Source organism: Sphingorhabdus sp. (assembly GCF_044357595.1).
In the GTDB taxonomy this organism is placed as follows: Bacteria; Pseudomonadota; Alphaproteobacteria; order Sphingomonadales; family Sphingomonadaceae; genus Sphingorhabdus_B.
The window spans coordinates 1-12,413 of sequence record NZ_JBIKPH010000073.1; the positions used below are offsets into that span (position 1 = coordinate 1).

Sequence of the window (12,413 nt, forward strand, 5' to 3'; positions counted from 1 at the left end):
GGGTGGCAAAGGCGACGCCGAAAGCAAGATTGCTGCCATGGAAGCAGCGGGCATCCGCGTATCGCCATCGCCTTCCTTGCTCGGCAAGACATTGGTCGAAGTTTTAAAGGGTTAATTTATAATCCTCCCCGCGCGCGGGGAGGTGCAACCGGTGCGTAAGCGCCGGATGACGGAGGGGGCCTTCCGTCTAACGCTGGGTTAGAGCGGCAAACCCCCTCCACCATCCGTTGGATGGTTCCCCTCCCCGCTGACGGGGCGGATTTGGAGAAGTAGGATGGGCGTAGAAATTCAGGATTTCGAAGCGGAGCGGGGCCCAAGCTGGGCGCGCTCAAACTGGCCATTATCGGCAACGGACGATCTGACGGCATCGCTTGACCCCACCCAGATGGCGGTTGAAGTGAAGGCCGCGGCCAAAGCCGCTGGCAAGCCTATGGCTGAAGCGGACGCGGTGGCAGCGGCAAGCGATTCGATCCGCGCGATGATGTTGGTGCGCACATATCGCGTACGCGGACACCTCGCCGCCAACCTTGATCCGCTTGGCCTGTCTAAGCAGGAAATCCCGGCGGACCTTACGCCTGAATATCATGGCTTTTCGGGAGCAGATCTAGACAAGCGCGTCTATGTTGGCGGAGCGCTTGGTCTGGAATGGACTACCGTCCGCGAACTCGTCGACACCCTGCGTGCCAATTATTGCGGGCCAGTTGGCCTTGAGTATATGCATATTTCAGACGTCGAAGAACGCCGGTTTTTGCAGGAGCGGATGGAGGGCAAGGATGCCGCCATCCAGTTCTCGCCAGAGGGTAAGAAAGCCATTCTCGGCAAAGTGATTGAAGCCGAGCAGTATGAAAAGTTCCTAGGCCGCAAATATGTGGGCACAAAGCGTTTCGGCCTTGATGGCGGCGAATCCATGATCCCAGCGCTTGAAGCGGTGATCAAATATGGTGGCCAGCTTGGGGTGCGTGAAATCGTCTATGGCATGCCGCACCGCGGCCGCCTGAACGTGCTCGCCAACGTACTGGCAAAGCCGTATCGCATCATCTTCCACGAATTTTCCGGCGGGAGCGCTAATCCTGACGATGTCGGCGGCTCAGGCGATGTGAAATACCATCTCGGCACCAGCACTGACCGCGAATTTGACGGTATCAAGGTGCATATGAGCCTTGTTCCGAACCCATCACATCTTGAGGCAGTGAACCCTGTTGTTCTTGGTAAGGTGCGCGCCAACCAAACTGCGCGTGACGATCTTGCAAAGCATGAACAGGTTTTGCCAGTACTGCTGCACGGAGATGCGGCGTTTGCCGGCCAAGGCATCGTGTGGGAGTGCCTCGGCTTCTCAGGCATCCGTGGATACAATACGGGCGGCTGCCTGCACTTCATCGTCAACAATCAGGTTGGCTTTACCACCAGCCCGCAATATGCGCGGTCATCGCCTTATCCTTCCGATGTGGCAAAGGGCGTCCAGGCGCCAATCTTCCACGTCAATGGCGACGATCCTGAAGCGGTGACATTCGCGTGTAAGATTGCAATCGAGTTCCGTCAGACATTCCACCGCGACATCGTTATCGATATGTGGTGCTATCGCCGCTTCGGCCATAATGAAGGCGACGAACCCAGCTTTACCCAACCATTAATGTACAAGGTGATTAAGGGCCATCCGGCCGTCAGCGATTTATATGCCAAACGTCTTCAGACCGAAGGCGTAATTGATGCTGATTGGGCGAACGAACACGCGATGCGTTTTGTTCAAACGCTTGAGCAGGAATTTGCCAGCGCGGCAGATTATAAAGCCAATGCTGCCGACTGGTTCGGGGGGCGCTGGTCTGGCCTATCTAAACCTGCAGATCCCGAAACCGCGCGGCGCAATGTGCCAACGGGTATCGCGCGCAAATTGTTCGACAGCCTTGGCCGAACGCTTACGACGGTGCCCGACGGTCACAATATCCATCCGACATTAAGTCGCGTATTGGATGCGAAAAAGACCATGTTGAGCACTGGTGAGAATTTCGATTGGGCAACGGGTGAAGCCCTTGCCTTCGGCTCGCTGCTTTCCGAAGGCTATGGCGTGCGTCTGTCCGGTCAGGATTCAGGCCGCGGCACATTCAGTCAGCGGCACGGTGTCTGGGTCGACCAGACCACTGAAGACAAATATGTGCCCCTTGCGACGCTGCCACATGGCCGGTTTGAAATTCTTGACAGTCCGTTATCGGAATTTGGCGTGCTTGGTTTCGAATATGGCTATGCCGGTGCCGAGCCTAAAACGCTTGTCCTTTGGGAGGCGCAATTTGGCGACTTCGTGAACGGCGCGCAGACCATGATTGACCAGTTCATCGCCGCCGGTGAGGCCAAATGGCTTCGCGCCAACGGCTTGGTGATGCTGCTGCCCCATGGCTATGAAGGCCAAGGCCCGGAGCATAGCTCAGCGCGGCTTGAACGCTTCCTGCAATTGTGTGCCGAGGATAATATCCAGGTCGCAAACTGCACCACGCCGGCAAATTATTTCCACTTGCTGCGTCGGCAAATGGCCCGCCCGTTCCGCAAACCGCTCATCGTCATGACACCAAAGTCGCTGTTGCGGCACAAAATGGCAGTTTCAAAAGCAGAGGATTTCCAAGGCGAAAGCCACTTCATGCGGATATTGTCCGATCCCAATGCGCCAGTCGACAAGGACATCAAGCGACTGGTATTGTGTTCCGGCAAGGTTGCTTATGACCTAATGGAAGCGCGCGATGCTTCAGGCGATAAGACAACCAGCATTGTGCGGATCGAACAGCTTTACCCATTCCCGGCAGAGCCATTAATTGTTCGCCTAAAGCGCATGACCAATTTGGAAGATATCGTCTGGGCGCAGGAAGAGCCGCGCAATGCCGGCAGTTGGACATTCGTCGATCCCTATCTGGAAGAATGCCTTTCCAAGGCTAGTGTGGGCCCAACGCGTGCGCGCTACGCAGGGCGCAGGGCAGCCGCGGCGACAGCAACCGGCCTTGCAAAGCGCCATCAGGCCGAACAGGCCGCATTGGTCGCCGATGCCTTAGGCCACAATGTCCGCGGTGAAATTCGCCGCCAGCGGACTGGCGGAACCAAGTCAATTACCCCTCCATCCAAGTGAGGATAAAATTATGAGCACTGAAGTTAAAGTCCCCGTATTGGGCGAATCGATTACCGAGGCAACCCTTGGCCAGTGGTTAAAAAAGCCCGGCGAGGCAGTGGCCATTGATGAGCCTATTGCCAGCCTTGAAACAGACAAAGTCGCGATTGAGGTGCCGTCACCGGTTGCCGGCATCATGGGCGCATATGCCGTTGAAGAAGGCGCGACGGTCAATGTCGGTGCGGTTATTGGGTCCATAGACGCTGGAAACATTACATCTGCGCCTGCGCCAGCTCCCGTTGCGGCCGCGATTGCACCAGCGATCACGACCACAGCCGCCCCAATGCCTGTTGCACAGGTGGAGAATAATGACCTGCCGCTCTCCCCTTCCGTGCGCCGCCTGGTCCTTGAACTTGGCATTGACCCAAGCAAGATTAAGGGCACGGGGAAAGATGGCCGCCTGACTAAGGAAGATGTTGTCGCTGCTGCCAAGGGTGCGCCTGCTCCATCTGCAGATGTAGCGGCATTGGCTGCACCGGCCCCTGCCGCTGCGCATGCGCGCCAAGAAGAACGTGTGAAGATGACACGTCTGCGCCAGACAATTGCCAAACGGCTAAAGTCTGCTCAGGACACTGCCGCGTTGCTGACGACGTTCAACGATGTCGACATGTCAGCGGTGATGGAAGCGCGCGCTACTTACAAAGACCTGTTTGAGAAAAAGCATGGGGTCCGGTTGGGCTTCATGGGCTTCTTCACAAAAGCCGTTGCTTTGGCCGCGCGCGATGTACCTTCTGTCAACGCGCAAATTGATGGCGATGAAATCGTCTATCATAATTATCTCGACGTCTCAGTCGCGGTCAGCGCACCAAATGGCCTTGTTGTTCCTGTCATACGCAACGCGGATTCTATGAGTTTTGCGCAAATCGAGAAAGCCATTGGCGATTTTGGCGCAAAGGCGAAAGCTGGCACATTGACTATGGGCGACATGTCCGGCGGTACGTTCACGATTTCCAATGGCGGCGTGTTCGGCAGCTTGATGTCAACTCCGATCATCAACCCGCCGCAATCAGCAGTGCTTGGCTTTCACCGTATCGAAGACCGTGCCGTTGTGCGCGATGGGCAAGTTGTTGTGCGGCCGATGATGTATTTGGCGTTAAGCTATGACCATCGCCTTATCGACGGCCGCGAGGCCGTTACTTTCCTGAAGATCGTCAAAGAGGCGATTGAAGACCCGACCCGGTTGTTGATCGACCTTTAAGGAGCCTGAGCAATGGCAGAACATGATTATGACCTGATCGTTATTGGTGCAGGTCCTGGCGGCTATGTCGCCGCAATCCGTGCTGCACAACTCGGGCTTAAGACTGCTTGCGTTGAAAGCCGTGAAACCTTGGGCGGCACGTGCCTGAACGTCGGGTGTATTCCGTCGAAGGCGTTGCTGCACGCATCCGAAATCTTTCACGAAGCGCAGTCGGGATCGCTTGCCAAGTTCGGGATTGATTTTAAGGGCGTCTCCCTCAATTTGGACCAGATGCATGCCGAAAAGGCAAAAGCCGTTGGCGAATTAACTGGGGGCATCGAGTTTCTCTTCAAAAAGAACAAGGTCGACTGGCTAAAGGGGCACGCGGCCTTTACGTCACCGAACAGCATCGATGTTGCAGGCAAAAGCTACACCGCAAAGAATATCATGGTCGCAACCGGCTCCTCTGTCACGCCGCTTCCGGGCGTTGAGATTGACCAAAAAGTTATCGTAGATTCAACCGGCGCATTGGCCTTGCCGCAAGTGCCAAAGCATATGGTCGTAATCGGCGGCGGTGTCATTGGCCTTGAGCTCGGCAGTGTTTGGTTACGTCTTGGCGCACAAGTCACCGTGGTTGAATATCTTGACCAGATTTTGCCCGGCATGGACGGCGAGGTCCGCAAGGAAGCGGCCAAGATTTTCAAGAAGCAGGGCTTCAACATCCGCACCGGAACAAAGGTCACTGGCGCAACGGTCAAGGGCGCAACTGCAACATTGACCGTCGAGCCCTCCGGTGGCGGTGCCAGCGAAACGATCGAGGCGGATTGCGTCCTCGTCGCAATCGGTCGCCGCGCAAATACCGATGGCCTCGCGCTCGATAAAGCTGGCTTGTCCGTCAACCAGCGCGGCCAGATCGAAATCGGTCATGATTTCCAGACAGGCGTTCCAGGCATCTACGCCGTGGGCGACGTCTGCCCCGGTCCAATACTGGCACACAAAGCGGAAGATGAAGGAATCGCCGCCGCAGAATTCGTTGCTGGCCTGACGGGAATCGTCAACCATGACGTCATTCCCGGCGTCGTCTACACCTTTCCTGAAATTGCCAATGTGGGCTTGACGGAGGAAGAGGCGCGGACGCATGCAGCCGCTTCCGGTGGCGAGATCAAGGTGGGTAAGTTCCCGATGATGGCCAACAGCCGAGCGAAAACAAACCGTGACACCGATGGATTTGTAAAGGTCATCGCCGACGCCAAAACCGACCGCGTTTTGGGCGTCCATATCATTGCATCGATTGCTGGCAGCATGATCGCGGAAGCATGCGTCGCTATGGAATTTGGCGCAACATCGGAAGATATTGCCTATACCTGCCACGCCCACCCGACACAGGCCGAGGCTCTAAAAGAAGCGGCAATGGCCGTAACAGGCAAGCCGATCCACATGTGATGATGACGCAAGCTGTCCAAATCGGCCCAGCTATGCTTTCGTGGCTAGATCTGTTTGGCATCGCTGTTTTTGCTGCCTCTGGTGCCTTGGCCGCTGCGCAACGGCAACAAACGCTCGTGACATTCTCGTTCTTCGCGCTTGTCACAGGCGTCGGTGGCGGCACAGTGCGGGACCTGCTGATTGGCGCGCCCGTATTTTGGGTCCAAGACTGGCGCGTCGCAGCCACTTGCCTTATTACCGCAGGGCTCGTCTGGGTTACGCCCCGCACTGTCTGGAATGCCCGCGCTCTCCATTGGTTTGATGCCGTGGGCATCGCCATTTACGCGGTATTTGGCACTTGGAAATCGCTTACGCTTGGCGTGCCTTTACTTCCCGCAATGATGATGGGCGTTATCACGGCCTGTGTCGGCGGCATCATCCGTGATGTCTTGGCGGGCGAGCCATCCATCCTGCTTAAGCCCGAAATATACGTGACCGCTGCTGCACTTGCCTCGGGCCTTTTTGGACTATTGATGTTTTTAGGCCTACCCGTGTTGCCTGCCGCGATTGTCAGCGCACTGGCCGGCTTTGGTTTGCGCGCTATGGCCATTTGGAAGGGTTGGGCGATCCCAGCCTATCGCGGATGATCACCGCAAACGGTTTGGGAATAGCCGCTTGAGGTTCGCGATCTTCGGCTTATCCCATTGAGCAATATACGGATGCCTTGGGTTCTTAGCCATGAAGTTTTGGTGATAGGATTCGGCCGGATAGAAGCTCAACGGTTCAATCCGCGTTACAATCGGTTTCTTCCAATACGCCGCCCTGTCCAATTGGGTGATATAGGCGCGCGCCGAAACCCGCTGCGCTGCGTTGGTAGGAAATATCGCGGTGCGATATTGCCTCCCATGGTCTGGGCCCTGCCGATTAAGCTGCGTTGGATCATGCGTTACGGAAAAGAATATGTGCAACAGGTCATTATAGCTGACAACCGCTGGATCATAATAGATCCGCACGGCTTCCGCATGGGCCGTGATGCCAGTGCTGACGGAGTCATAGTCGGCCGTAGCCCGCGTGCCGCCTGCGTAGCCAGACTCGACCCGAGCAACACCTTTTAGGCCTTCAAACACAGCCTCAATGCCCCAGAAGCAACCACCCGCAAATATAGCGATCTGCTGACCCTTAGGCTCAACGATCCGCGTTGCGGGTGCTGCGATGCGGATGCCTTCAGCTGCCTGCGCGATACCGACCGGCGATGCAAAATCGGACCCACAGGCTGATGCCAGTGCGAGCAAAAGCGAAATGCTCGCAGCTTGGAACATGCGGTTACGGCGCATGGGGAACAGTGCCATAAGGTACATCACCAATGGAAATAAACTGTGTGGCCTCTACTGTGACATCGCTCGCGCTTGCTGGCTTAATTATGGCAAGGCCGGCAGCGCCAATGGCAAATCCGCCTAACAGGCTGAGGAACAGATCCGATCGCAGAAAATTGAAAATACTGTCCATGAAATTCTCGCTATGTGGCGCCCCGATTTTGGCACCGATATAGTTACGCAACAATGCTTGAAATGGCTTTAAGCAGAAGTCGGATTAAGGTGGGCTTAACCGGACTGCGCTCAGCTCAACGCCGCGCAGGCCAGTTGGATGCGCGTGCACGCTTCTTTCAAGATATCCGACGAAGTGGCGTAAGAAATCCGAAAGCCAGGTGAAAGGCCAAAAGCCCCGCCATGCACGGCAGCCACGCGGTATTCGTCGAGGAAATAGTCGATGAGTTGCGCGTCAGTTTGAATAATTTTGCCCTGCGGCGTAGTCTTGCCCATCACGCCGGTCGCGTCAGGATACACATAGAATGCGCCTTCTGGTGTCGGGCAGCTCAGCCCTGGCGCATCATTGAGCATGGCGACCACAACGTCCCTGCGCGCGCGAAAGGCTATGTTGCGTTCGCGCAAAAAATCCTGCGGTCCGTTGAGTGCGGCAAGCACCGCATATTGACTGATCGAACAAGGGTTACTGGTAGATTGCGACTGCAAATCCGCCATGGCCTTTATCAACCACGCAGGACCACCTGCATAGCCAATCCGCCAGCCGGTCATGGCATAGGATTTCGACGCGCCATTCATGGTCAGCGTGCGGTCATAGAGCGCCGGACACACCTGAAGCATCGTTGCAAAGGGCTTTGGCGCGTACCAGATATGCTCATACATATCGTCGGATAGCAGCATGACATGCGGATGCTTTAACAGCACCTCACCAAGCGCCTTGAGTTCAACCGCATCATACGCCGCCCCTGTCGGGTTGGATGGGGAATTCAAAATAAGCCAGCGGGTCTTGGGCGTGATGGCTGCGTCCAATTGCTCGGCCGTGATTTTGTAATCCTGCGCAGCTGTTGCCATGACAATGACTGGGGTACCGCCCGCAAATTGAACGATGTCCGGATAGCTAACCCAATATGGTGCGGGGATGATGACCTCATCACCCTTGTCGATGGTCGCAACAAGCGCATTGAACAGGGTATGCTTGCCGCCCGAGTTCACGGTGATTTGCTTAGGCGTATAATCGATATTGTTGTCACGCTTGAACTTGGCGATGATCGCTTGCTTCAGCGGCGCGATGCCGTCGACCGCGGTATACTTGGTCATCCCGTCACGGATGGCCTGAATGGCAGCGTCCTTGACAAAGTCAGGCGTGTCAAAATCAGGCTCACCGGCCGACAGACCTATCACATCAATGCCTTGCGATTTCAGATCAATCACGCGTCCCGACATGGCTAGCGTCGCAGATGGCGCAATCCGCCCGAGGGCAGCCGACAGATGGTCAATCATCATCATACTTTCGCGAAATTATGGAACAGAAATTGCGTGCTTGGCCCTAATGGCTCGCCAAAAGTTACGCAACCCTATTGGCCCTTATTAATCCACGCAGGCTGTTCCCGACCAAAAATCCACCGGCCAGATCGCCTATGCTTAAGTCAGATTCTATCGCTTTTCCAGACTCAAGTAGTTCGCGCCGCAATATCGAAGGCAGCAACCCGCTTTCAAGCCGCGGGGTCAACAGTCTGCCATCGCGCTCCACAAACAAAGCGGTAATGCTTCCTTCAGTTAGTAGGCCGTCGGTTCCGACAAAGACCACTTCGTCGCAATCGGTCCGCGCCTTGCGGGCGTTGTCATAAAATGCGCGATCGGTAATCTTGTGCCGAAGTCGAAAGTCTCCAGCGTCGACGGGCAGCGGGACAATGCCAACGCGCCACTCGGTCACGTCTTCCAACGGCCAAATTTCTACTGCCTGCGCACCATGCCGCGAAGCCATTAGCCGGATTTTTGAGAGTTTCTCCAGATGAAAAATGCCTGCGTGCAAGCGGTTGCGCATTTCGTGCCGGTCAAATTCAAAACCAAAAGTTGATGCGCTGGTCTTCATACGTTCAAGATGCTGCTCAAGCCGCAAGATACCCGCCATGGGTTCAAAACGCATCGTTTCGATCAGGTCAAAGCCGTGATGATCCAACTTGGCGAAATCCCCCTTGGCCAGACATTCGGCCCATTCATCCGCTTCGTTAGAATCGGCGACAACCCCTGATCCCAAACCTAACGAAAGCGATTTTGTCGCGTCACAAACGGTAAAGGTGCGAATGGCAACGTTGAATGCCGCTTCACCATTGGCGTCTATGCGCCCAATTGAGCCACAATATATGCCCCTTGAGGTATCTTCTACTTCTTCGACAACTTGCATGGCACGAATTTTGGGTGCGCCAGTGATGGAACCACAAGGAAACAAACCCCTTATGACGTCAACGGCATCCGCCCCCTCGCTCAACACGCCAGTTACTGTTGAAGTCATCTGATGAACTGTTGGGTAGCTCTCAATGTGAAAAAGCGCGGGCACCTGAACACTGCCTGCCGCGCAGACGCGTGACAGATCATTACGCAACAGGTCGACAATCATGAGATTTTCTGCTCGCTGTTTTGGATCAGTGCGGAGACGTTCGGCAACTTCCGCGTCTTTTTGTGGATCGGATTGCCGTTGGGCGGTGCCCTTCATCGGCTTGGTCGTGACCCTTTTGTCTTTCAATGCGAAAAACAATTCGGGCGAAAAAGACAAATAATGCGTCTGCCCCGTCCAGATGACGCCGCCATAGCCAGCACTGGCACGCCCGCGCAGGGCGGCATATAAAGCTAATGGATTACCGGCATAGCTTGCCGATAAAGGAAATGTCAGATTGGCCTGATAGATATCGCCTGCACAAATATATTCCTGCACCGCCGCGAAGGCGCGGCTATAATCGGCGCGCGATATACCAGGACGAAGTTCGGAGAGCCATGTGCCAGCCGGATCCGGCAACAGCGACGGCACGACGTCTTCCGCTATAGTCTGGAACCCTGAGAATACGCCGAACCAAGCCTGCAATTCAGCTGCCACAGGTGACAAATTCGGCAAAAAATGCGCGCCAGCGCCATAGTTGAAAAATCCTGCAATATGCATGCCATCTTGCTGCGCCTGACGTAACGCGACAAGCAGCGCTTCAAGCTCGTCGCCATTTTTGGCAGTCAATGTTGCAACAGGGTTGGTATAAAGCCGGGCAGGCGACGCACCATCGGCGCGCGCGTCATCGAGTAAAACAAAAGGCCCCTCGAGAGGGATCATGTTGCGGCTATTTTTGGAGCGGGTGAGGGGAATCGAACCCCCGTATTCAGCTTGGGAAGCTGCTGCTCTACCATTGAGCTACACCCGCGCGCCTTTAGGCATTTTATCCCGCTAAATAGGATTTTGCCAATGGCCAAATTCTCAGCCTTTCAAGCGTTCAGCATGCCAAGTAAGATGCGCGCCCATGAAGGTCGAGATGAAATAATAGCTGTGGTCATATCCTGGTTGCATGCGGATGGTCGCTGGCTGACCAACGGCGGCGCACTGCTCTATAAGCAAATGCGTCTTGAGCTGTGCCTCCAAGAAATTGTCGTCGCTGCCTTGGTCAACCAAAAGGTCAGGCAGGCGCGCACCGTCTGCTATCAGGGCAACGCTATCATAAGCGCGCCACTGCACCCGGTCTTGTCCTATATAGCCGCCCAACGCCTTTTCACCCCAGGGACAGCTCAAAGGCGACACGATCGGCGCGAGCGCAGATGTTGAACGGAACCGCCCCGGGTTCCGCAGACTGATGGTCAACGCGCCATGTCCACCCATCGAATGCCCCATGATTGCTTGCCGCTGCATATCGGCGGGAAAATGCGCTGCGATAAGGGCGGGGAGCTCGGTTTCGATATAATCGCGCATCCGGTAATGGGTATCAAAGGGCGCCTGCGTCGCGTCGACATAAAATCCAGCGCCAAGGCCAAAGTCATAACCGCCTTCCGCGTCGTCGGGAACGCCCTCACCGCGCGGACTGGTGTCTGGCGCGACGAAGATTAAACCCAGCTCAGCGCAGGCGCGGCGAAACTCGCCCTTCTCGGTCACATTGGCGTGGGTGCAGGTCAGGCCCGATAGGAACCATACAATCGGAAGGGTTTCGCCCTCTGCATGCGGCGGGACATAGACCGAAAAAGTCATGTCGGTACCGGTGGCCTTTGATGCGTGTCGATACACGCCTTGGACACCACCGAAAGATGTATTGGTAGATAGGGTTTCGATGGTCATGCGAGCTCCAATGTGGGGATATTGCTGATCTGCGGCGGGTGCCGCCAAAAGGTTAGTGCACGCACAAGATCATCTGGCGCAAGGCCAAGCGTTGCGCTGTTTCGTAAAGGGTGACAGTTGACAAACTCTGCCTGCAAAAATGACTCGTCGAGCACGAAACTTACGGCTTCGTCAGTATCGTTAATCGCTGCCAACGCCGTGACAGAGCCGGGCGTGATGCCAAGCAAGCGCTCCATATCCTCAGCCTTACCAAAGCTGACGCGGCCACAGCCTATCGCACTTGGCAGTGCCTTTAAATCAACCCGCGCCTCAGCCGGAACGGTGACTAGAAAATAATGTCCCGCTTTGTCCTTGAGGAACAGGTTCTTTGTGTGCGCGCCGGGAATATTGTCCGTATGCAGATTGCTCTCTTCCACCGTAAAGACGGCGGCATGTTCGTATACTGCATAGCCGATGCCAAGCGCAGTCAAGTCGTCATAAAGCTGCGTCTCGGCATCGGTCATGGTTATCGTCGTGTCAGTCGGTGACGCGGTGCAGGGCGCACAGCTTATTGCCATCGGGATCACGCAAATAAGCGAGGTACATTTTCATACCATTGCCCTCGCGGATGCCAGGCGCATCTTCAATCGCTTCGCCACCATTGTCGACACCGGCCTTATGCCATGCATCGGCTTGTTCAGGAGTCATCGCGAAGCCAATAGTGCAACCATTGCCATGCGTTGCAGGATTGCCATCAATCGGCGGCGTCACAAGGAACATTGATCCATTGAGCATGTAGATTAAACGGCCCTTAGGATCCTGCATGCCAGGCTTGCCGCCCATGGTGGCAAAGGTTGCGTCGTAGAATTTCTTTGAACGGGCAATATCATTGCTGCCGACCATCATATGACTATACATTATCTCTTCTCCCTTAGATTAAAACACCACCACGCTGCGGATGGATTCACCTGCATGCATTAGATCGAACGCTTTGTTGATCTCTTCGAGACCCATGACATGCGTAATCATCGGGTCAATCTCGATTTTGCCGGTCATGTACATATC

Annotated in this window: 11 protein-coding genes, 1 tRNA gene and 2 pseudogenes; 5 read left to right on the forward strand and 9 right to left on the reverse strand. The window is 55.4% G+C overall.

Going from position 1 to position 12,413, the window contains the following annotated elements; genetic code table 11:
- The 5 genes and pseudogenes from ACIQ2T_RS08375 to ACIQ2T_RS08395 form a co-directional block, all read left to right on the forward strand.
- Positions 1–115: pseudogene (locus tag ACIQ2T_RS08375) on the forward strand (succinate--CoA ligase subunit alpha); the annotation flags it as partial.
- Between the two features lie 159 nt (positions 116–274).
- Entirely contained in the window at positions 275–3,106 is a 2,832-nt protein-coding gene (locus ACIQ2T_RS08380) for a 2-oxoglutarate dehydrogenase E1 component (protein ID WP_397590415.1), read from the forward strand.
- Between the two features lie 10 nt (positions 3,107–3,116).
- Entirely contained in the window at positions 3,117–4,343 is a 1,227-nt protein-coding gene (odhB, locus tag ACIQ2T_RS08385; protein WP_397590416.1) for a 2-oxoglutarate dehydrogenase complex dihydrolipoyllysine-residue succinyltransferase, read from the forward strand.
- A gap of 12 nt (positions 4,344–4,355) precedes the next feature.
- Positions 4,356–5,765 (forward strand): dihydrolipoyl dehydrogenase, encoded by a 1,410-nt coding sequence (gene lpdA / locus ACIQ2T_RS08390; RefSeq protein WP_397590417.1) that lies wholly within the window; start codon positions 4,356–4,358, stop codon positions 5,763–5,765.
- The gene (locus ACIQ2T_RS08395) at positions 5,765–6,391 is read left to right on the forward strand and encodes a trimeric intracellular cation channel family protein (protein ID WP_397590418.1); all 627 of its coding nucleotides are present in this window, start codon (positions 5,765–5,767) and stop codon (positions 6,389–6,391) included. The genes lpdA and ACIQ2T_RS08395 overlap by 1 nt, the downstream gene beginning before the upstream one ends.
- On the opposite strand, the gene msrA is transcribed toward ACIQ2T_RS08395, so the two are convergent.
- From msrA to ACIQ2T_RS08440, 9 genes and pseudogenes are all read right to left on the reverse strand, one after another.
- Positions 6,392–7,093, reverse strand: a complete 702-nt coding sequence (gene msrA, locus ACIQ2T_RS08400) for a peptide-methionine (S)-S-oxide reductase MsrA (protein WP_397590419.1) — start codon at positions 7,091–7,093, stop codon at positions 6,392–6,394.
- A complete protein-coding gene (locus ACIQ2T_RS08405; protein WP_397590420.1) occupies positions 7,068–7,250 on the reverse strand; it encodes a hypothetical protein in 183 nt (60 codons plus the stop codon). The genes msrA and ACIQ2T_RS08405 overlap by 26 nt, the downstream gene beginning before the upstream one ends.
- A 110-nt stretch (positions 7,251–7,360) precedes the next feature.
- Positions 7,361–8,563 (reverse strand): pyridoxal phosphate-dependent aminotransferase, encoded by a 1,203-nt coding sequence (locus ACIQ2T_RS08410; protein WP_397590425.1) that lies wholly within the window; start codon positions 8,561–8,563, stop codon positions 7,361–7,363.
- A gap of 67 nt (positions 8,564–8,630) precedes the next feature.
- Positions 8,631–10,382: an aminodeoxychorismate synthase component I gene (pabB, locus tag ACIQ2T_RS08415; protein ID WP_397590421.1), complete on the reverse strand. Its 1,752-nt coding sequence runs from the start codon at positions 10,380–10,382 to the stop codon at positions 8,631–8,633.
- 14 nt (positions 10,383–10,396) lie between these two features.
- Positions 10,397–10,470, reverse strand: a tRNA-Gly gene (locus ACIQ2T_RS08420).
- 53 nt (positions 10,471–10,523) lie between these two features.
- Positions 10,524–11,369, reverse strand: a complete 846-nt coding sequence (gene fghA / locus ACIQ2T_RS08425; RefSeq protein WP_397590422.1) for an S-formylglutathione hydrolase — start codon at positions 11,367–11,369, stop codon at positions 10,524–10,526.
- Positions 11,366–11,872 (reverse strand): prolyl-tRNA synthetase associated domain-containing protein, encoded by a 507-nt coding sequence (locus ACIQ2T_RS08430; RefSeq protein ID WP_397590423.1) that lies wholly within the window; start codon positions 11,870–11,872, stop codon positions 11,366–11,368. The genes fghA and ACIQ2T_RS08430 overlap by 4 nt, the downstream gene beginning before the upstream one ends.
- 13 nt (positions 11,873–11,885) lie before the next feature.
- Entirely contained in the window at positions 11,886–12,266 is a 381-nt protein-coding gene (locus ACIQ2T_RS08435; protein WP_397590424.1) for a VOC family protein, read from the reverse strand.
- An 18-nt stretch (positions 12,267–12,284) separates the two neighbouring features.
- Positions 12,285–12,413: pseudogene (locus ACIQ2T_RS08440) on the reverse strand (S-(hydroxymethyl)glutathione dehydrogenase); the annotation flags it as partial.